At 71.0% G+C, this 19,931-nt stretch carries 21 protein-coding genes; 13 read left to right on the forward strand and 8 right to left on the reverse strand.

The window, feature by feature from the left end; translation table 11 throughout:
* Positions 1-423 precede the first annotated feature (423 nt).
* Both ACWEOE_RS15490 and ACWEOE_RS15495 read left to right on the forward strand, forming a co-directional pair.
* The gene (locus ACWEOE_RS15490; RefSeq protein ID WP_452008931.1) at positions 424-1,008 is read left to right on the forward strand and encodes a YbaB/EbfC family nucleoid-associated protein; all 585 of its coding nucleotides are present in this window, start codon (positions 424-426) and stop codon (positions 1,006-1,008) included.
* 250 nt (positions 1,009-1,258) lie between these two features.
* On the forward strand, positions 1,259-1,918 hold the full coding sequence (locus ACWEOE_RS15495) for a DUF4190 domain-containing protein (protein ID WP_452008933.1): 660 nt from the start codon (positions 1,259-1,261) through the stop codon (positions 1,916-1,918).
* Here the strand turns inward: ACWEOE_RS15495 and ACWEOE_RS15500 are convergent.
* Positions 1,896-2,528, reverse strand: a complete 633-nt coding sequence (locus ACWEOE_RS15500) for a nitroreductase family protein (protein ID WP_452008935.1) — start codon at positions 2,526-2,528, stop codon at positions 1,896-1,898. The two genes, ACWEOE_RS15495 and ACWEOE_RS15500, sit on opposite strands and share 23 nt — an antisense overlap.
* 64 nt (positions 2,529-2,592) lie before the next feature.
* Complete coding sequence (locus tag ACWEOE_RS15505) at positions 2,593-3,174, reverse strand: TetR family transcriptional regulator (protein ID WP_452008937.1); 582 nt, start codon at positions 3,172-3,174, stop codon at positions 2,593-2,595.
* A 121-nt stretch (positions 3,175-3,295) separates the two neighbouring features.
* On the opposite strand from ACWEOE_RS15505, the gene ACWEOE_RS15510 reads away from it, so the two are divergent.
* The 9 genes from ACWEOE_RS15510 to ACWEOE_RS15550 are packed head-to-tail and all read left to right on the forward strand — an operon-like array spanning position 3,296 to position 12,498.
* Positions 3,296-4,912, forward strand: a complete 1,617-nt coding sequence (locus tag ACWEOE_RS15510; RefSeq protein WP_452008940.1) for an AMP-binding protein — start codon at positions 3,296-3,298, stop codon at positions 4,910-4,912.
* A gap of 52 nt (positions 4,913-4,964) precedes the next feature.
* On the forward strand, positions 4,965-5,738 hold the full coding sequence (locus ACWEOE_RS15515; RefSeq protein WP_452008942.1) for an enoyl-CoA hydratase/isomerase family protein: 774 nt from the start codon (positions 4,965-4,967) through the stop codon (positions 5,736-5,738).
* Positions 5,735-6,223 (forward strand): MaoC family dehydratase, encoded by a 489-nt coding sequence (locus ACWEOE_RS15520; RefSeq protein WP_452008945.1) that lies wholly within the window; start codon positions 5,735-5,737, stop codon positions 6,221-6,223. Before ACWEOE_RS15515 ends, ACWEOE_RS15520 begins: the two co-directional genes overlap by 4 nt.
* Positions 6,220-6,666, forward strand: a complete 447-nt coding sequence (locus ACWEOE_RS15525) for a MaoC/PaaZ C-terminal domain-containing protein (RefSeq protein ID WP_452008947.1) — start codon at positions 6,220-6,222, stop codon at positions 6,664-6,666. The genes ACWEOE_RS15520 and ACWEOE_RS15525 overlap by 4 nt, the downstream gene beginning before the upstream one ends.
* A complete protein-coding gene (locus tag ACWEOE_RS15530; protein ID WP_452008950.1) occupies positions 6,663-8,180 on the forward strand; it encodes an acyl-CoA carboxylase subunit beta in 1,518 nt (505 codons plus the stop codon). The genes ACWEOE_RS15525 and ACWEOE_RS15530 overlap by 4 nt, the downstream gene beginning before the upstream one ends.
* 2 nt (positions 8,181-8,182) lie before the next feature.
* On the forward strand, positions 8,183-9,007 hold the full coding sequence (locus ACWEOE_RS15535) for an HpcH/HpaI aldolase/citrate lyase family protein (protein ID WP_452008952.1): 825 nt from the start codon (positions 8,183-8,185) through the stop codon (positions 9,005-9,007).
* A complete protein-coding gene (locus tag ACWEOE_RS15540) occupies positions 9,007-9,930 on the forward strand; it encodes an LLM class flavin-dependent oxidoreductase (RefSeq protein ID WP_452008955.1) in 924 nt (307 codons plus the stop codon). Before ACWEOE_RS15535 ends, ACWEOE_RS15540 begins: the two co-directional genes overlap by 1 nt.
* Positions 9,923-11,665: an acetyl/propionyl/methylcrotonyl-CoA carboxylase subunit alpha gene (locus ACWEOE_RS15545; protein WP_452008958.1), complete on the forward strand. Its 1,743-nt coding sequence runs from the start codon at positions 9,923-9,925 to the stop codon at positions 11,663-11,665. The genes ACWEOE_RS15540 and ACWEOE_RS15545 overlap by 8 nt, the downstream gene beginning before the upstream one ends.
* 53 nt (positions 11,666-11,718) lie before the next feature.
* Positions 11,719-12,498, forward strand: coding sequence for an SDR family NAD(P)-dependent oxidoreductase (locus ACWEOE_RS15550; RefSeq protein WP_452008960.1), 780 nt, complete (start codon positions 11,719-11,721; stop codon positions 12,496-12,498).
* Positions 12,499-12,525: 27 nt separating this feature from the next.
* Here ACWEOE_RS15550 and ACWEOE_RS15555 read toward each other — a convergent pair whose 3' ends face one another.
* Entirely contained in the window at positions 12,526-13,902 is a 1,377-nt protein-coding gene (locus ACWEOE_RS15555) for an NADP-dependent succinic semialdehyde dehydrogenase (protein ID WP_452008961.1), read from the reverse strand.
* A gap of 240 nt (positions 13,903-14,142) precedes the next feature.
* Positions 14,143-14,805 (reverse strand): helix-turn-helix domain-containing protein, encoded by a 663-nt coding sequence (locus tag ACWEOE_RS15560; protein WP_452008963.1) that lies wholly within the window; start codon positions 14,803-14,805, stop codon positions 14,143-14,145.
* A gap of 100 nt (positions 14,806-14,905) precedes the next feature.
* Here ACWEOE_RS15560 and ACWEOE_RS15565 point away from each other — a divergent pair, with 100 nt between their 5' ends.
* Both ACWEOE_RS15565 and ACWEOE_RS15570 read left to right on the forward strand, forming a co-directional pair.
* A complete protein-coding gene (locus ACWEOE_RS15565; protein ID WP_452008966.1) occupies positions 14,906-15,760 on the forward strand; it encodes a helix-turn-helix domain-containing protein in 855 nt (284 codons plus the stop codon).
* Between the two features lie 3 nt (positions 15,761-15,763).
* A complete protein-coding gene (locus tag ACWEOE_RS15570) occupies positions 15,764-15,940 on the forward strand; it encodes a DUF397 domain-containing protein (protein WP_452008969.1) in 177 nt (58 codons plus the stop codon).
* Between the two features lie 64 nt (positions 15,941-16,004).
* Here ACWEOE_RS15570 and ACWEOE_RS15575 read toward each other — a convergent pair whose 3' ends face one another.
* The 4 genes from ACWEOE_RS15575 to ACWEOE_RS15590 all read right to left on the reverse strand — a co-directional run bounded on the left by ACWEOE_RS15575 (position 16,005) and on the right by ACWEOE_RS15590 (position 19,804).
* Positions 16,005-16,868 carry a dioxygenase family protein gene (locus tag ACWEOE_RS15575; protein ID WP_452008971.1) on the reverse strand — a complete coding sequence of 288 codons (864 nt, stop codon included), beginning with the start codon at positions 16,866-16,868 and terminating at the stop codon, positions 16,005-16,007.
* 30 nt (positions 16,869-16,898) lie between these two features.
* Positions 16,899-17,699, reverse strand: coding sequence for a citryl-CoA lyase (locus tag ACWEOE_RS15580; RefSeq protein WP_452008974.1), 801 nt, complete (start codon positions 17,697-17,699; stop codon positions 16,899-16,901).
* Complete coding sequence (locus tag ACWEOE_RS15585; protein ID WP_452008976.1) at positions 17,696-18,874, reverse strand: CaiB/BaiF CoA transferase family protein; 1,179 nt, start codon at positions 18,872-18,874, stop codon at positions 17,696-17,698. Before ACWEOE_RS15585 ends, ACWEOE_RS15580 begins: the two co-directional genes overlap by 4 nt.
* Before the next feature lie 111 nt (positions 18,875-18,985).
* Positions 18,986-19,804 (reverse strand): IclR family transcriptional regulator domain-containing protein, encoded by an 819-nt coding sequence (locus tag ACWEOE_RS15590; RefSeq protein ID WP_452008979.1) that lies wholly within the window; start codon positions 19,802-19,804, stop codon positions 18,986-18,988.
* Positions 19,805-19,931: the final 127 nt, after the last annotated feature.

Here is a 19,931-nt window from a genome sequence, read left to right on the forward strand (position 1 = left end):
GAAGCCGCGGGCATGGGCGGCAGCGGCGGCTCGACCTACGCGTCGTCGCCGTCCGGCGGCGAACCGCTGTCGCCGCGCTACGGCACGACCATGTCGAGCCAGGCCCAGGACGCGCTGGACCCCGTGGACGCGACGCCGGTGACACCGCGGATCGGCACGACGATTCCGCAGGAGTCCTCCGAGCCGCTGCGGCCGTTCTCCCCGCGCATCGGGACGACGGTGCCCGACGAGCCGGTGGTGGATCCGTCGACGTTCCGCATCGGCACGACACAGCCGCAGTACGAGGGCACGCCGATCGTCGACCCGTCGAAGTTCCGCATCGGCACGACGCAGCAGCCGGAGTAGCCCGGCGCGGCGCCGGCCGGCTCACCGCCCGGCGCCGCACTTTCACTTGCAGGAAACAGATCGAGGAGTACGAACACCATGACCAGTGCGGGAGGGTTGGGTGACCTGATCAGGGACCCCGACGAGGCGATCCGGCGGATAGACGAGTGGGCGGCGGGCTTCGCCCGCAAGGCCGAGCGCTACGCGGCGGCCCAGCAGGAGACCGAACGCCTGCGCCTCACGGCATCGAGCGCCGACGGCACCGTCAAGGTCACCGTCGGGGCCGACGGGGTCGTGTCGGACCTGGTCTTCGGGTCCAAGACGCGCACCATGCCCCCGGAGGAGCTGGCCCGCATGGTGCTGGACACCATGCGGCGCGCGCAGTCGGGCATCACCCAGCGCGTCGCCGAGGTCATGACCGAGAACCTCGGCGACGAGGACCAGGAGACCCGCGGCATGCTGCTCGGCAACCTCAGCAGCCGGTTCCCGGACCTGGACGCCCCCGCGGACAACGCCGACGAGCCGGACGAGCCCGAACCCCCGGCGACGCCACCTCCGCCCGCCCGTCCGGCCTCGCCGTCCGGTGGCGCGGCGACGCCGCCGCCGGCCGCTCCGCCCGCACCACAGCCGCCCCGCCGGCCGGGCGGCATCGACCCGGACGAGCAGGACAACAACCCCTGGTGAGTTCCGGCACCGGCTTCGACGGCCCGGGTGAGCTTCAGGCTCACCCGGGCCGTCTGCTGTGGACGGTCGGACACAGTGTCCGGTTCGTGACGCAACGCGCGGTTGGGACCTTGTAGCGAAGTACCGCCGGGGGGATGGAGGAAGCGGCGGCGCGTGATCACCCCGGACGCGCCGAGGGTCGGAGTCGAAAGAGAAAACCCGTGTCCTGCGCCCCGGTCCCGTCGGTTCGCAGCGCAAGAACGGGCTCGGCGTGGCCGGGTTCGTCCTCGGCCTGGTCGGGCTGCTGTTCGCGGTCATCCCGGTCGTCGGCGTGATCGCCTGGCCGCTCACGATCCTCGGTGTGATCTTCGGCGCCGTCGGCCTCGTGCGCGCCGACAACGGCCGGGCCGACAACAAGGGGATGGCCATCGCGGCCATCGTCCTGTCGGCGATCGGTCTCGTGATCTGTCTCGTGTGGACGGTCGCGTTCGGCGCGGCCGTGAAGGACGCGGCCGACGACGTCCGGACGGCGGCCGCTGCTCACAGCGGCGGCAACACGGCTCCGAAGGTCGCGGCCGGTCGGCACGCGATCGTGATCGAGGTGACCGCCGGTTCGAAGTCCAATCTGGACTGGCGCGCCGGGTTCGGCACCCACTCGCAGGACGTGGTGCCGGCCGGGGAGAAGTGGGGCCGGGCACTGGACATGAAGGACCGGACCTTCGTGACCGTCTCCCTCCGCGCGGTCGACTTCGAGCTGGGCAACGAGGACAACACCTGCAAGATCACCGTCGACGGCAAGGTCGTCTCGGAGAAGGCGAACTCCGTCGGCGCTGTGCGCCTACCAGCCGTGACCGCGGAACCGGCCCGGGCGAACACACCCGGGCCGGTCCTTGGTGTGGCGTGTGCGCTTACCACTTGTCCCAGTGGGTGACCTCGTCCGGAGCCGGCCGTGAAGCCGGGCGGAAGTCGGTGCCCTTCGTGAAAGCGAGCGGAGTCAGCACGGCCTGCGCGACCGTCTCGTACGGAATCCCGAGCAGGTCCGCGACTTCCTGCTCGCGCACGGTGTGCATCGACGTCCACGCCGTGCCCAGACCGCGGGCACGGGCGGCCAGCATGAAGCTCCACGTGGCCGGCAGGACGTTGGAGATGCCCGCCGTCGCCGAGACGCGGTCGGTGCCCTCGTTGCAGACCAGCACGAGCACGGGTGCTTCGCCCATGTGGTCACCGAGGTAGTCGGCCGAGCGGGCCACGCGCGACTGCACGCGGTCGCGCTCGGTCTCACCGGCGTTGTTGCCCGGGTAGCCGGGGGATGCCTTGTACTGGGCGAAGACCGAGCCGTAGATCTCGCCGATGGCGCGGCGCTTGGCCTCGTCGCGCACGATCACGAACCGGGCGGTGACCACGTTGGAGCCGGCCGGGGCCTGCAGGGCCAGGGCGACGCATTCGCGGATGAGGTCGTCGGGCACGTCGCGGGTGAAATCGAGGCGTTTGCGCACCGCGCGCGTGGTGGACAGCAGCTGGTCCGGGGAAAGTTCGAGCATGCCGCGATCATAAGTCCGCGAGGCACCCCCGGGCGTGGTGCGAGAGAGTGCCCACAGAACGCGATCAGTGCGCGCGCAGGCCCTCGATCAGCAGGTCGGCGAACCGGTCCGCCAGCTCTTCCGTGCTGAGCGACCCATCGGGTGAATACCAGACATACGCCCAATTCAGGATGCTCGTGAGCGCGATGCCGGCGATGCGCGGGTCGGCCTCGCGGAACTCGCCGGACTCGATCCCCTTGGTGATGATGCCGCGCAGCCCGGTCTCCCAGCGGTCGCGGCTCGCGATCACGGCCTGCTGGCGCGGTTCGCTGAGCTGGCGCCACTCGTGGAAGAAAACGGTGGCGAACTCCTTGTTCTCGCCGATGAGCTTGAGGTCGCGCGCGGCGACCTGGCGCAGCTGCTCGGTGGCCGTGCCGCCGGCGGCGAGGATCTCCTCCATGTCGCGCTCGGAGCGCTCCATGATGCTGTGCACGATCGCCTCGAGCAGGTCCTCCTTGCTCTGGATGTGCACGTAGAGACTTCCGGCGTGCACGCCGACCTCGCGGCCGATGTCGCGCATCGACGTGCCGTGGTAACCCTTGCGGGCGAACAGGCTCGCGGCGATCTCGACGATCGGGGTGACGTAGTCGGTGGCTCGTTCGGTCACCCGCCCATTAGACACTACGGCGAGTGACGAGTCGATGGGCAGCGGGCTTGCAACAACTGTTTGTTGACCGATCGCCCGTGGAGGGTTAGCGTCCGGGGCGAGATTGGGAGGCAGCCCGACGATGCGCTACTACGAGATCGACCAGAGGACCACCGCGCACATCCTCGCCGACAAGGCCGCCCGCGTCGGCGACCGGCCGTTCCTGCACTGGGCCGGGCACACGTTCACCTACCGCGACCTCGACGAGCTGACCAACCGCTACGCCAACGGGTTCGCCGCCCTCGGCATCTCCCGCGGCGACCACGTGGCGATGATGATGCCCAACGGGCCCGAGTTCCTGTGGACGCTCTGGGGCCTGGGCAAGCTCGGTGCCGTGGCGGTGCCGCTCAACACCGCCGCCAAGGGCGAGCTCCTGCGCTACTTCCTCGACCAGTCCGACTCCACGGCCGTGTGCGTGACCGGCGACCTGCTCACGCGCGTGGCCGCCGTGCTGCCCGAACTGCCCGCCGTGCGCACGGTGCTGGGCCTCGACACGGACCCGGCGCAGCTGGCCGCGCTCGACGGCGTGGCCACCCACGACCTCGCGGACCTGGGCCAGGCCTCACCCGAGCCGCCGCGGCTCGACGAACCCGTGCGCTGGAACGACCCGCACCTGATCCTCTACACCTCCGGCACGACCGGCCCGTCGAAGGGCGCGATCTGCCCGCAGGCACAGGGTCACGCGGTGGGCCACCAGATGGCCTCGCTCAACGCCTACCGCCCCGACGACGTGCTCTACACCTGCCTGCCGGTCTTCCACGGCAACGCCATCTGGTACACCGTGTACGCCGCGCTGTGGGCGGAAGCGTCGGTGGCGTTGTACCCGCACTTCTCGGCCAGCCGGTTCTGGTCGCAGATCCGCGAGTCGAAGGCCACGGTGTTCAACGCACTGGGCGCGATGGCGAACATCATCTGGCAGCAGCCGCGCTCGGAGCGCGACCGCGACCACTCGGTGCGGATCTGCATGATGGTGCCGAACTCGCGCGAGCTGGCCGAAGGGTTCCTCGAACGCTACGGCGCGCAGGTCACCTCCGTGTACGCGATGACGGAGAACTGCGCGGTCACCGTGTTCAGCCCGGACGATCCGATCGAGAAGGTGCCGTCGGCGGGCCGGGTGCGGCCCGACATGAGCGTGCAGATCGTGGACGACGAGGGCCGGCCCGTGGCCCAGGGCGAGGTGGGCGAGATCCGCCTGCGCCCCAACGAACCCGGCATGACGATGCTCGAGTACTACAAGATGCCCGAGGCCACCGTCGGCGCCACGCGCGACCTGTGGTTCCACACCGGCGACCGCGGCTGGCTCGACGAAGACGGGTACTTGTTCTTCTCCGACCGCAAGAAGGAAGCCATCCGCCGCCGCGGCGAGAACATCTCCGCCTACGAGGTGGAGACCATCGTGTGCCGGCACCCCGCGATCCTCGAGGCCGCGGCCGTGCCCGTGGCCTCGGAGCTGGGTGAGGACGACCTGATGGTGTACGTCGTGCTCGAAGAGGGCGCGAGTGCGACCTACGAGGAGATCATCGCGTTCTGCGACGAGCACATGCCCTACTTCATGGTGCCGCGCTACCTCGAATTCATCGAGCGGCTGCCGAAGACACCGAGCGAGAAGATCGAGAAGTACAAGCTGAAGACCGCCGCCGCGGACCGCGTCGGCGAGCTGTGGGACCGGGAGGCGGCGGGCATTGTCATCAGGAAGTGAGCCGTCATCAGGAAGTGAGCCGTCATCAGGAAGTGCGGCCGTCGGGTTCACCGTGGACGGCGGGGTCGGCCGGATCACGATCGACCAGGAGGCCACGCGCAACGCGTTGAGCCCCGAGGTGATCGCCGGCCTGGACGCGGCGATCACGGCCGCGCAGGACTGCTCCGTGGTCGTGGTCCGCGGGCACGGTGGGACGCTGTCGGCCGGCGCTGAGCTGAAGTTCCTGAGGTCGGTGCTGGACGACCCGGCCGCGGTGCGCGAGTACATCACCTCGATCGGCGTGACCCTCGATCGGCTGGAGGCCGCCCCGTTCGTGTCCGTCTGCGTGATCGACGGCTACGCGGTGGCCGGCGGCTGCGAGATCATGCTCGCCTGCGACCTCACCGTGGTCAGCGAAACCGCCCGGATCGGCGACCGGCACCTGGAGTACGGGCTGCTGCCCGGCGCCGGCGGCTCGGTGCGCCTCACCCACGCCGTGGCCCCGGCGCTGGCGCGAAGGCTGCTCTACACCGGTGAAATCGTCGACGGTGCGACCGCCGCGGGGTTCGGGCTCGTGAGCTCGGCCGTGCCCGCGGCCGAGCTCGACGACGCCGTCGAAGCGCTCGTCGCCCGGCTGTCGCGTCACGCGCCCGACGCGTTGCGCGCCATGAAACGCCTGCACCGCAAGGCACTCGCCGACGAACCCGCCGCCGCGATCAACGCCGAGCGCGAGACGTTGCTCGCGCACCTGGCCGGTCCCACCGCGCGGGAGGGGCTGGCCGCGTTCGCCGAGCGCAGAGCGCCGCGGTTCGCGCAGAATCGACCCGGCACGGAAGGAAAACGATGAGCACAGACGCCGAACGCCCGGTCTCGGGCCGCTGGTTCGAGCAGCTGGAAGTCGGGACGGTCGTGCAGCACGCCACGCGGCGCACGGTGACCGAGACCGACAACGTGCTGTTCACCACCATGACGATGAACCCGGCGCCGATGCACCTCGACGCCGACTACGCCTCGCGCAGCGAGTTCGGCAAGCCGCTGGTCAACAGCATGTTCACGATCGCGCTGGTGGTCGGGCTCTCGGTGTACGAGCTCACGCTGGGCACGATCGTGGCGCAGCTCGGGATGTCCGATGTGGAGTTCCCGAAGCCGGTGTTCGCCGGGGACACGATCCGCGTCGAGAGCGAGGTCGTCGAGGCCCGGGCGTCGAAGTCGCGCCCGCGCGCGGGCATCGTCGTGTTCGAGCACCGCGCCTACAACCAGCGCGGCGAACTGGTGTGCCGGGCCAAGCGCACCGGCCTGATGCACCGCCGACCGGTTGGGGAGACCGCGTGATCACCGAGTACTTCGACAAGATCAAGGTCGGCGACACCCACGTGAGCCGGGCCCGCACGATCACCGAGACCGACATCGTGCAGTTCGCGATGTTCACCGGCGACTGGCACCCCGCCCACACCGACGCCGAGTACTTCGGCGCCGACCCGGTGTTCGGCGGTCGCGTGGCGCACGGCGCGCTGTCGCTGTCGGTCGCGCTGGGCCTGGTCACGTTCTGGCCCGAGGCCATGAAGGCGTTCTACGGCATCGACAAGCTGAGGTTCGTCACGCCGGTGCGCGTGGGCGACACGATCCACGTCGAGACCGAGGTCACCGAGCTGACGCCGAAGGACGACGGCAGGGGAGTCGTCACTTCGGCGTTCCGGATCCTCAACCAGCGAGGGGACACGGTGCTCGCGGCGTCGCTGAAGACCCTGGTGGTCACGGAGGAGGCGGCGCGATGAGCGAGGTGACGGCCGAGCTGGAGAAGGCCGAACAGATCGCGCTCGCGGGCGGCGACGCCGGCCGGTGGCCGAACAAGCTGCCGGTGCGGGAACGGATCGCGCTGCTGCTCGATCCGGGCAGCTGGGTGGAGGACGGCTTGTTCGCCGACGCGTCGGGCGACGGCCTGCCCGCCGACGGCGTGCTCACCGGAGTCGGCACGGTCGAAGGCCGGCCGGTCGCCGTGATCGCGCACGACTTCTCGGTGAAGGCCGGGTCGTGGGGCGAGCTGACGTGCGAGAAGCAGGTGCGCATCCTGGAACGCGCCGACCGTGACCTGCTGCCGGTGTTCTACCTCGTGGACTCCGCGGGCGGCCGCCTCACCGACCAGCTCGGGTTCTTCTCCGGGCGGCGCGGGGCTTCGCGGATCTTCCAGCTGCAGGTGAAGCTTTCGGGCCGGGTGCCGCAGATCTGCTGCCTGCACGGACCGTCGGCGGCGGGCGGCGCGTACATGCCCGCATTCACCGACTGGGTGGGCATGGTCGCGGGCAACGCGTCGATGTACCTGGCCTCACCGCGTGTGGCGGAGAAGGTGACCGGCGAGCGCACCACGCTGGAGGAGATGGGCGGCGCGACCATGCACGCCACCGTTTCCGGCTGCGGTGACGAGGTGTTCGACGAGGACTGGCAGGTGATCGCGGCCGCGCGGCTGCTGCTGTCGTACCTGCCCGACGACTGGCGCTCGGCGCCCGCGCGTACCGAGGCCGTCGCGCCCGAAATCCCGGACTGGCCCGAAGGCTTGATCCCCGAGGACCCGAACACCGCTTACGACGTGCGTGACGTGATCCTGCGTCTGGTGGACGCGGGCAGCTTCTTCGAGATCAAGTCGGCGTGGGCCGAGGAGATGGTGACCGGGTTCGCGCGCCTCGACGGGCAGGTCGTGGGCTTGATCGCCAACCAGCCGTCCGTGCGCAGCGGTGCGATCTTCGTGGACTCGGCCGACAAGGCCGCGCGCTTCATCTCGATGTGCGACGCGTTCAACATCCCGCTGGTGTTCCTTCAGGACGTGCCGGGGTTCATGGTCGGCGTCGCGGTGGAGCGGCAGGGGATCATCCGCCACGGCGCGAAGATGGTCGCGGCCATGGCGAGCGCCGAGGTGCCGAAGTTCAGCGTGGTGCTGCGCAAGGCGTATGCGGCCGGCTTCTACGCGATGTGCGCGCCGGGGTTCGAACCGCGCGCCACGATCGCGCTGCCGACCGCCACGATCGGCACGATGTCGCCCGAGGCGTCGGCCAACGCGGTGTACGCCAACAAGATCGCGGCGATCGAGGACCCGGCCGAGCGCGAGGCCTTCGTGCAGGCGCGGGTCGCCGAGCAGGCCGCCGACTTCACGCTGCTGCGGCTGGCGGGTGAGCTGCACGTGGACACCGTGGTCCAGCCCGCGGCGCTGCGGGCCGAGCTGCTGGGCCGGCTGCGGGCGGCCGGGAGCTGGGAACGCTCGGGCCACCGCCGCCACCACCTGATCAGCCCGGTGTGAGCATGACGACCGGACTGGTTCCCCGCAGCCTGCTGTTCATGCCGGGCTCGAAGGCGTCGATGATCGCCAAGATCCCCACGATCGCGCCGGATGCTGCCGTGGTCGACCTGGAGGACGCCGTGCCCGCGGCGCAGAAGGCCGAGGCCCGCGCGACAACGGTGGCCGCGCTGGCTGATTTCGAGGCCGGGCCACGCACCACGCTGCTGGTGCGCGTCAACCCGAGCACCTCGCCGTGGTTCGCCGACGACCTCTCCGCGGTGGCGTCGCTGCCCGGCGTCGGCGTGGTGCTGCCGAAGTACGAGCGGCGCGACGAGATCGACGCCGTGCGCGCCCGGGTCGGCGCCGACGTGCCGATCGTGGTCGGGCTGGAGACCGTGCGCGGGGTGGCAATCTGTCGCGACCTGCTGGGTGCGGCGATCGAGTCCGTCTACTTCGGAGCGGAGGATTACATCGCCGACATCGGCGGTGTGCGCACCACCCGCGGCGACGAGGTGCTCTTCGCCCGCAGCGAGGTGCGGCTCGCCGCACACCTCGGCGGGGTGTCCGCTGTGGACCAGGCCGTGGTCGCGATCCGCGACGACGATCGCTTCCGCGTGGACGCCGAAGCCGGCCGCGCCATCGGCTACACCGGCAAGATCTGCGTGCACCCGCGCCAGGTCGAGCTGGCGCACGAGGTCTTCACCCCGGCCCCGGCCGAGGTGGCCCACGCCCGTGCGGTGCTGGCCGCCGCCGACTCCGGTGTCGCGGTGGTCGACGGCGAGATGGTGGACGACGTCCACGTGCGCATGGCCCGCACGGTGCTGGCCCGAGTGCCGGGGGAGGTGTGATGCGCGTCGGGCTGATGTTCCCGCCCGCCGCTGATCCGGGCGAGATCCCGGCGGCGGCGCGCCGGGCCGAGGAAGCCGGGTTCGACTTCTTCTGCTGCGGTGAGCACGTGTTCTTCCACGGGCCGATGACCAACGCCTTCGTGGGTCTCGCCGCGGCAGCGGGCGCGACCGAGCGGCTGGGCCTGATGAGTGCGCTCACGATCCTGCCGGTGTACCCGGCGGCGTTGGCGGCCAAGCTCGCGGCGACGCTCGCGACGGTGTCGCGCGGCCGGTTCGAGCTCGGGGTCGGCGTGGGCGGTGAGCACCCGCCCGAGTTCGAGGCCGTCGGCGTGCCCCTGGCCGAGCGCGGCCGCCGGACCGACGAGGCCCTGGAGGTGCTCGACCGGCTCCTCGCCGGGGGACCGGTGACGTTCCACGGCGAGTTCACGACCATCAAGGACCAGCAACTGCAGCCGGTGCCCGGAAAGCGACCTCCCGTGTGGGTCGGCGGAAGGCGGCGTGCGGCGATGCGGCGGGCCGCGCGCCACGCTGACGGCTGGCTGCCCTACCTCGTCACGCCCGATCGGCTGCGCGACAGCCTGACGCAGGTGCGCGAGCTGGCCACCGGCTACGGACGGCAGCCCGAGGACATCCGCGGCGGCGTGTACCTGTGGGGAAACGTGGACACCGACGGCGACCGCGCGCGGCGCGAGGTGGTGTCGGCCGTGAGCGGGACCTACCGCCAGGACTTCGAGGGCCACGCCGATCGCTACCTGTTGTTCGGTACGCCGGCGCGTGTGCGCGAGCGGCTGGCGGAGTACGCCGAGGCGGGTGCCGAGAGCGTGATCTTCGCCCCCGCGTGCGCGGATCACGACCGCGCGATCGACCTGTTCGCCACCGAGGTCCTGCCCGGGATCCGGGAGAGGGGGATGTCCCGTGTCTGAGTTCACCAAGGTCCTGGTCGCGAACCGCGGCGAGATCGCGGTGCGGGTGATCCGCGCCGCGACCGACGCCGGGCTGGCGTCGGTCGCCGTCTACGCGGACTCCGACGCTCGCGCGCCGCACACGCGGCTGGCCGACGAGGCGTACGCGCTGCACGGCGGCACGGCGACGGAGTCCTATTTGGACATCGACAAGATCCTCGACGTCGCCAAGGTGAGCGGCGCCGACGCCGTTCACCCCGGCTACGGGTTCCTCTCGGAGAACGCCGATTTCGCCCAGGCCGTGCTCGACGCCGGTCTGGTGTGGATCGGCCCGGGGCCGCAGGCGATCCGGGATCTGGGCGACAAGGTCACCGCGCGCAAGATCGCCCGGTCCGTGGGCGCGCCGCTGGTGCCGGGCACCGAGGAACCGGTGGCGTCGGCCGACGAGGTGGTGGCGTTCGCCGACGAGCACGGCCTGCCGGTGGCGATCAAGGCGGCCTTCGGCGGCGGTGGGCGCGGCCTGAAGGTGGCGCGCACGCGGGAGGAGATCCCCGAGCTGTTCGAGTCGGCCACCCGCGAGGCGGTCGCGGCGTTCGGCCGCGGCGAGTGCTTCGTGGAGCGCTACCTCGACCACCCGCGCCACGTCGAGGCGCAGGTGCTCGCCGACGCGCACGGCACGGTCGTGCTGGCCGGCACGCGCGACTGTTCCCTGCAACGCCGGCACCAGAAACTCGTGGAAGAAGCCCCGGCGCCGTTCCTCACCGACGAGCAGCGTGAGCTCATCCGCTCCTCGGCCAAGCGGATCTGCGCCGCGGCGGGTTATCTCGGCGCGGGCACCGTCGAGTACCTCGTGGGCACCGACGGCACGATCTCGTTCCTGGAGGTCAACACCCGCCTGCAGGTCGAGCACCCGGTGACCGAGGAGACGACCGGTCTCGACCTCGTGCTGGAACAGTTCCGCATCGCCCGCGGCGAGCGGCTCGACCCGGCGGATCCCGAGCCGCGCGGGCACGCGTTCGAGTTCCGCATCAACGGTGAGGACCCGGGCCGCGGCTTCCTGCCGATGCCCGGCACCGTGCGCCGCTTCGACGTGCCGGAAGGCCCGGGCATCCGCGTCGACTCCGGCGTGGAGGCGGGCACCGTCGTGGGGGGACAGTTCGACTCGATGCTCGCGAAGCTCATCGTGTCCGGGCCCGACCGCGCGACGGCGCTGGCCCGCAGCCGCCGGGCGCTGGCCGAGCTGACCGTCGAGGGTCTCGCCACGGTGGTGCCGTTCCACCGTGCTGTGGTGCGGGATCCGGCGTTCACGGCGGAGAACGGCTTCACCGTCCACACGCGCTGGATCGAAGAGGGTTTTGTCAACGACCTGCCCGAGTTCTCGGCCGAGCCCGCCGACGACGGCAAGGTGACGATCTCCGTCGGCGGCCGCGCCCTGCGCGTGGCGCTGCCCGGTCTGTCCGAAGTGGGCAGCGGCCGGGCCGAGGAGATCCGTGCGGCGTCGGCGGCCGTCGCGCTCGGCCCGCGCGCGGCGGCGGTGTCGGGCGACGCGGTGACCACCCCGATGCAGGGCACGGTCGTGAAGCTCGCCGTGGCCGAAGGCGACCGGGTCGAGATCGGTGACCTCATCGCCGTGGTCGAGGCGATGAAGATGGAGAACCCGGTGAAAGCGCACAAAGCCGGTGTGGTCACGGGCCTCGCGGTGGAGGTCGGTGACAGCCGGGCCCAGGGCGACGTGCTGTGCGAGATCTCCGGGTAGGGTCCACGGCGGACTTTCCGTGGTTTTCGTCAGTACGACAGGGGAGCGGGCTCGTGGATCTCGGAATCGCCGGCCGCACGGCCGTGGTGTGCGCGTCGACCCAGGGGCTCGGGCGGGCCTGCGCGACCGAGCTCGCCCGGGCTGGCTGCACCGTCGTGGTCAACGGCCGCTCGCCGGAGTCGACGAGCGCCGCGGCCGCGGAGATCGCGGAGGAAACGGGCGGCACCGTGATGCCCGTGGCCGGTGATCTCGGTGACCACGCCGTGCAGGACGCGCTGCTCACGGCGGCCGGACCCGTCGACATCCTGGTGAACAACAACGGCGGCCCGCCGTTCCGCGACTTCCGCGAGGTCGACGAGGAAGCGCTGTACGCCGGGGTGCACGCCAACATGGCCACTCCGATCCGGCTGGTGCAGCAGGTCGTCGACGGCATGGTGGAGCGCCGGTTCGGCCGGATCGTGAACATCACGTCCGGGTCGGTCAAGATGCCGCTCGCCGGGCTCGACCTGTCCAGCGGCGCGCGGGCGGGCCTCACCGGGTTCCTCGCCGGCGTGGCGCGTTCGGTCGCCCACGCGAACGTGACGATCAACTTCCTGCTGCCCGGGTCGTTCGACACCCGGCGCCTGCGCTCGGGCCAGGAGACGGCGGCCGCGAACGCCGGCGTGTCGCCGGAGACCATCGCGGACCGCCAGCGCGCGGCCATCCCCGCGGGCCGCTTCGGCGAGCCCGCCGAGTTCGGCGCGGCGTGCGCCTACCTGTGCTCGGCGCAGGCCGGGTTCGTCACGGGCCAGAGCCTGCTCATCGACGGCGGCGTGTTTCCGGGCGTGCTCTGACGCCCGGAAACGCTTGTGTCGCCGGGGTCAGCCGACCCAGACCGTCTTGAGGTTGCAGAACTCCCGGATGCCGTGCGAAGACAGCTCGCGGCCGTAACCCGAGCGCTTCACCCCGCCGAACGGCAGCTCGGGGTAGGACACCGTCATCCCGTTGATGAACACCTGCCCGGCTTCGAGGTCGTCGATGAACCGCTCGATCTCGTCGGCGTCCTGTGTCCAGGCGTTGGAGCCGAGGCCGAACGACGTCGCGTTGGCCACCTCCAGCGCCTCGTCGAGGTCCGCCACGCGGTAGAGCGACGCCACCGGACCGAACACCTCCTCGGTGTACATCCGCATCTTCGGCGTGATGTCGCCGATCACGGTCGGCGGGTAGAACCACCCGGCACCCTCGGGCCGCTCGCCGCCGCACAGCACCTTCGCCCCGGCGGAAACGGCGTCGTCCACCAGCTCCTCGACGTCGGTGCGGCCCTGCTCCGTGGCCAGCGGCCCGACGTCGGTGGCGTCGTCGGTCGGGTCGCCGACGGTCAGGTCCCGCATCCGCGCCACGAACTTCTCGGCGAACTCGTCGTAGACGTCGGTGTGCACGATGAACCGCTTCGCGGCGATGCACGACTGGCCGTTGTTCTGCACGCGGGCCGTGACCGCCGTCTTCACCGCCGCGTCGACATCGGCCGAGGGCATCACCACGAACGGGTCGCTGCCGCCCAGTTCCAGCACGGTGTGCTTGACCTCGTCGCCGCAGATCGCGGCCACGGATCGTCCGGCGGGCTCGCTGCCGGTGAGGGTCGCCGCGACCACTCGCGGGTCGCGCAGCACGGGTTCGACCTGCTTCGACGAGATGAGCAACGTCTGGAAGCAGCCTTCCGGGAAACCGCCGCGGCGCAGGACGTCCTCCAAGTACAGCGCGCACTGCGGCACGTTGGACGCGTGCTTGAGCAGGCCCACGTTGCCGGCCATGAGCGCGGGCGCGGCGAACCGGATCGCCTGCCACAGGGGGAAGTTCCACGGCATCACGGCCAGCACCACGCCCAGCGGCTGGTACCGGCCCAGCGCGCGCGACGCGTTGACCGCCGACGGGTCGGGCACCGGCTCGTCGGCGAGGAACTCCTCGGCGTGATCGGCGTAGTACCGCATGCCCTTGGCGGACTTCACCGCTTCGGCTTTGGCCGCGGTGAGCGTCTTGCCCATCTCAGTGGTCATCATCCGCGCGACCTCGTCGGCCTCCTTCTCCAGGAGATCGGCCGCGGCGCGCAACCAGCCGGCCCGCTCGGCGAAACTCGTGCGGCGGTAGGAGCGCCACCGCTCGTGCGCGACGCCGATCCGGTCGGCCACCTCCGCCTCGGTCAGCTCGGTGAACGTCCTGACCGTCTCGCCGGTCGCGGGGTTGATCGTGGCGATCGCCATGGGCGCAGCCGTCCCTTCTGCTCTTTTGCGGTGCGGCCGGGCGCGGGCCGTCTCCTTTCCGCAGCCTAGGTCTTCCCTGCGTGCCCGGTCGGCAAACAGCCGGCCGGCTCAGCGCGCAGCCCCCAGGCTCGTGAGTCCCTGGGGGCTCCGGCTCAACCCACCCGAGGCGGGAGTGGTACCCGGCCGCCGCGCCCGGTCGGGGTCAGGACGCGGCGGCTGGGAGATCAGTCGTCCGCCAGCTCATTCGTCGGGCGGGTGGTCTTCGTCGTCGCCGGTTTCGGGGTTGCCGTCGTAGACGATCGAGCCGTCGTCGCGCAGCCATTTGCCCAGTTCCCCCACCTCCAGCGGCTCGGCGAGGTGGAGCTGGACGGTGTAGCCGTAGAAGCGGGCGTAGAGCAGCACGTTGGTGAAGGCCGCGTCGGGTGAGCCTGGGTGGTTTTCCAGGCGCCACAAGGTGAGCGGAGTGATGCCGAGGGTCTCGGCGACCTCGTCGCGGGTCAGCCCTTGTTTTTGGCGCAGCGCGTGCAGTTCTTGCAGGAGCCGCCACAACTCGGACATGGCGTCGGCGTCACCGGCGTTGTCACCGTGGGGCATCCGCTCGCGCCACGGCGGGCGCCGCCGGCCGGGGTCGTCCTCGACGAGGACCACGTGCAGGCGGTAGCCGAGGAGGCGGGCGTAGGCGTCGAGGGTCGGCAGGGTCTGGCTGGTGCGCGCTCGCCTGCGCAGGCCGTGGATGTTCCCGGCGAGCATGCCGAGGATCTTGCCCGCCTCCCGCAGCGTGAGGCCCTCGGCGACGCGGATCTCTTCGAGCCGCGCCGCGACGACATCGAGTTGCTCCAACGCCGACCGCTCGACCAGCGCGGCCTTCCGGTCGCCGGTCGCCTCATCGGACGTTATTGTCATCGCTCGACCTCCCGGTCACGTCAGGTGTGCGCCGGGATTCACTCTGGATCAGCAGAGGCGAGAGTGCAATATTTACACTCTCGCCTCACTCGAAAGGAGCATGATCTTGCCCAACCCGCCTTCCCTTCGTCGTCGGCGCTTGGTGTCGGCGCTTCGCCGGCTGCGCACCGAAGCGGGACTGACCATTGTGGACGCCGCCGAGGCGGCGGGTTTCTCGGAAGCCAAGCTCAGCCGCATCGAAACGTTGCGGCACATGGTCAACGGCGACGACACCTACCGGCTGGCCCAGGTCTACGGCGCCGACGCGCAGACAACGGATGCGCTCGTGCAGCTCGCGCGAAGCTCCAAGCAGCGCGGCTGGTGGGCGGCGTACTCCGATGATGCGCTGGATCGACTCACCGACTACATCGAAATGCAGGCTGATGCGGTGCGCATCCGCGAGTTCGAGGAAGGCATCGTGCCGGGCGCGCTCCAGACTCGCGGATACACCGAGGCTGTCTTGCGCTTCGGCCTGCCGGATGCCAGCGAGGACACGATTCAGCAGCGGCTAAAGGTCCGGACCGAACTCCAGCAGAGCGCGCGGTCCCGAGATCTGCGGATGTGGGTGATCCTCGATGAAATGGCGCTGCGCCGCCCGGTCGGCGGGCGCGGTGTGATGGCAGACCAGGTGGCCTCGCTGATCTCGGCGGCGAACTCGCCAGGTATCCGCTTGCAGGTGCTCCCAACAGACGTGAGTGGCCATCCGGCAATGGGCACGCCCTTCACGTTGCTCGACCTTGCCGATCGGGCAACGTATGTCTACCTCGACACTCTCACCGGTGGCTCTTACCTGGAGGAGGACCGTGATGTGGACCGGTATGAGTCCACGTGGGAGGTACTCCAGGCGACGGCTTTAGGCTTCGACGAGTCGACTAGCCTGATGGAGACCATCCGATCCGAGCACCAAGGCGGGTAGAACGTGGACGAGACCCGGTTGTGGCGTAAGTCGTCGTATTCGAGCAGCGGAGGCCAGTGCGTCGAGGTCGCCGTGGGCATCGAGTCGGTCGGCATCCGGGACACCAAGGACCGCCAAGGCGGCGAGCTCGACCTTCGCGCCGTCGCGTGGCCGGTCTTCCTGGAGCAGCTCGGGCGCTGACCGCGCAAGAGGGCCCCCAGCGATTCGTGAGCGCTGGGGGCCTTCTGCTGTCCGGATTCTCGCGTCAGTTCACGGGCTGCAATATGAAGTCGTACCGGGCTTCGACCCACGGCACCGCCGACTCGCCGCCGTCGGGGGTCGGGCCGGGGTTGCGGGGTTCGAAGGTCACCACGAGTTCCTGTTTGGTCCCGAACACCACGTCGCTGTCAAGGTAGGGCGCGCCTTCCTGGAACAGGTGCGTGATGAGGGGCTCGTGGCCCGCGGCGTTGACCAGGAAGTGCACGTGGGCCGGACGGAAGTGGCTGATGTCGGTGCGCGAGATGAGGTCGCCGACGGGGCCGTCCATGGGGATGGCGTAGCCCTTGGGTGCGATGGTGTGCACGCAGTACGTGCCGTCGGCGCGGGTGGTGTACTTCGCGCGCAGCCGGGCTTCGTCGACGTCGGGCAGCTGGGACTCGTAGGCGCCGTCGGCGTCGGCCTGCCAGACGTCGAGGACCGCGCCGGGCAACGGGGTGCCGTCGAGGGAGCGGACGGTGCCGGTGACGTAGAGGGGAGTGCCCGCGACGCCGTCGGACATGTCGCCGCCGAAGCCGAGCTCGGGGGAGCCGTCGATGTGGAACGGGCCGAGCACGGTGGCCGGTGTGGCTTCCGCGGCGAAGGTGTGGTTCATCTGCACCACGAGCATGCTCAAGCCCAGCACGTCGGAGGCGAGGATGAACTCCTCGCGCTTCTCGTCGCTGATCTGCCCCGTCGCGGTGAGCCAGCGCATCGCGGCCATCCACTCGGGCTCCGTCAGGCGCACTTCGCGCGCGAAGGCGTGCAGGTGCCGCACGAGCGCGGACATCAGTTCCTGCGTGCGGGGATCGTGCGCGGTGGCCCACCGCTGCGCGGCCAGCTCGGTGATGTTGTCCTCGGTGACGAGCTCCATGAGCGTCCTTCTTCTCGGCCGGGTGGGGACTTACGGCGTGTACGGGTCCGGTGCGACGGGCCGGTTGTTCAGGTCTACCGCGAGGAAGATGTCGTTGCCGACAGGCCGGCGCAGTTCCTCGGCGAGCTGCCCGATGAGTCCGGCCGTGCGGGCCAGCAGGGCAAACCCCCGCAGCAGCTCCAGCGGCAGCCCGAGGTCGGCCAGGGCGGCGCCGCAGACACCGGCGCCGTTGAGCGGCAGCGTTTTGCCGAGCACCTGCGAGTGGACGCGCCCGATCGCGGTGAACAACGTCAGGTGCGGCCCGACGAGCCCCTCCTCGGCCGCGATCTCCAGCAGGCGCGGGGTGCGGGGGTCGCCCTGTTTGTGCACGTGGTGCCCGAGGCCGGGCACGAACTCGCCCGCTTCGCGGCGCGCACGCACGGTTTCAAGGGCGAGCGCGTCCCAGCCCGCGTCGTCGGCAGGGGGGTCGCCGGCCGCCGTGAGCACGTCGTGAAGGAACCGGCCGCAGTCCTCCGTGACGCCGAGGAACCGCGAACCACCGCCGAGCAGGCCGGCGGCGAGCGCGCCCTGGATCGAGTCGGGGGCGGACAGGTAGGTCAGCCGCGTGACGATCGCGGTCGGGGTGAAGCCGTGGTCGGCCAGCGCCGCGAGCACGGCCTCGAACACGCGGGTCTCGCCCGGGGTGGGCCTGCGCTGCGTCGCGAGCCAGAAGGCGAGCTCGCCGAAGCCGACGTTGCCCATCACGTCCTGGGCCAGGTCCTGGCCGAGCAGGGTGATCTTGTCCAGGGACGACGCGCCCAGCGCCGTCTCGTACCCGGGCTGGTCGGTCACGCGGAGTCCTCTCTCGAAGCGGTGAGCCAGGCGCGCAGCTCGGCGCCGTGCTCGTCGAGCTCGGGTGGCGGCAGCCGGTACGACGCCGGCGTCTCCGACAACCGCAGCGGGTGGCGGGTGGTGGGCACAGCGCGCTCGCCCTCACCGACCTCCACGATCGGGTCGAGGCCGAAGCGCTCGGCCATCGCGAAGCCGCCGTCGATCGTCTGGATGGGCCCGCACGGCACGCCGTTGGCCGTCAGCGCTTCGAACCAGTCGACGGCGCCGCGCCCGGCGAGGCGGTCGACGAGGATCGGGCGCAGTTCTTCGCGGTTCTTCGTGCGGTCGGCGTTGCGGGCGAAGCGCGGGTCGACGGCGACTTCGGGGATGCCGAGCACGTCGCAGAGCCTGCGGAACTGGCCGTCGTTGGCCGCGGCGACGATGAGGTCGTCGTCGGCCGTCGGGAGGGGTTCGTAGGGGAACACGCTGGGGTGCGCGTTGCCCATGCGGTAGGGGACCACGCCGCCGGCCGCGTAGGCGGAGCTGTGGTTGACCAGCCCGGTGAGCGCCGAGGACAGCAGGTTGACCTCCACGAGCTGCCCGGCGCCGGTGGCGTCGCGGTGGCGCAGCGCGGCGAGGATGCCGATCACGGCGTGGTTGCCGGCCATCACGTCGAACACGGAGATCCCGGCGCGGTAGGGCGGGCCGTCGGGGTCGCCGGTGAGGCTCATCAGGCCGGAGATCGCCTGCACCATGAGGTCGTAGCCGGGCACGTGGCTGCCCGCGCCGGAGCCGAAGCCGGTGATCGACGCGTAGACGAGCCCGGGGTTGAGCGCGTGGACGCTCTCGTAGTCGAGGCCGTACTTGGCCAGGCCGCCGGGTTTGAAGTTCTCGATGAGCACGTCGGCGCGGGCGGCGAGCTCGCGTCCGAGCGCGGCGTCGGCCTCGTCGCGCAGGTCCAGCGCGATCGAGCGCTTGCCGCGGTTCACGCCGAGGTAGTAGGTGGACGTCTCGCCGCGGGTCGGCGGCATCCAGGTGCGGGTCTCGTCGCCTTGCGGCCCCTCGACCTTCACGACCTCGGCGCCGAGGTCGGCGAGCAGCATCGTGGCGTAGGGGCCGGCCAGCACCCGCGAGAAGTCCGCCACCAGCAGCCCCGACAGCGGGCCGGTGCCCGCGCCCGCCGGGGAGTCGTCCATGCGTTGGCCTCTCCGTGTCCTTCAGTGCCCTCAGCGGTATTGTCCGGCAGTCGGACTGATGTCCGACACGGTCGAGTCTGCGCCTGCCCGGGCGCGCCGGTCAAGCGGGGGTCAGGACGCCGGCGGGCCGGCGGGGGCCGGGACGTGGGGCACGTCCTGCAGGCGCGCGAAGTCCGCGCTGATGTCGCCCGCGGCCTGCAGCAGCAGTGGCAGGTGGTGGCCCACCAGGCGGTCGACGGGGGTCTCGGCGGCGTGGCAGTTGACGTTCACGCTCGCGATCACGCGCCCCGCCCCGTCGCGCAGTGGCGCCGCGACCGAGCGGATCCCGAGGGTGAGCTGCTCGTCGGTGAGCGCCCAGCCGCGAGCGCGGACCTCGCGCAGCTCGGCATCGCGCTCGGCGGGTTCGGGCTGCCAGCGCGGCACGAGACCGGAGCGCGTCGGCTGGGCGAGCGTGGCCTCCAGTTCCTCGGGCGGCAGCGCGGCGAGCAGGATTTTGCCCAGCGACGTCGCCACTGCGGGGAACCGCGTGCCGATCTGCACCGCGAGCGACACGATCTTCGGCACCGAAACCCGGGCCACGTAGACGATGTCGGACCCGTCGAGCTGCGCGATCGAGCACGACTCGTTCGTCTGCGCCACGAGCCTCTCCAGGTGTGGGCGCGCGGCGTCCCACAGTCCCATCGACCGCACGTACGCGACGCCGAGTTCGAGCACGCGGGGGGTGAGGGCGTAGCCGCGGTCGGCCGTGCGCACGTAACCGAGCTCTTCGAGAGTCAGCAGGATCCGCCGGGCGGTGGGCCGGGCCAGCGTCGTGGCGGTCGCGACCTCGGCGAGGGTCATCACCGGCTGGTTCGGCCGGAACGCGGCGATCACTTCGAGCCCCCGTGCGAGCGCCTCGATGAAGTCCGGACCGGTTCCTTCGCGTGGCATGGCACGACCTCCTCACGGCCTGGCGGGCACGGCGTCGGGCGAAGCGTATCCGCTGGCTGTCCGCGAGCCGGACAGCGTCGTCCGGCCACGCGCGGCGCCGGGCATTGACACCGGCTGCGTGGTGCGC

Source organism: Amycolatopsis sp. NPDC004368, assembly GCF_053602515.1.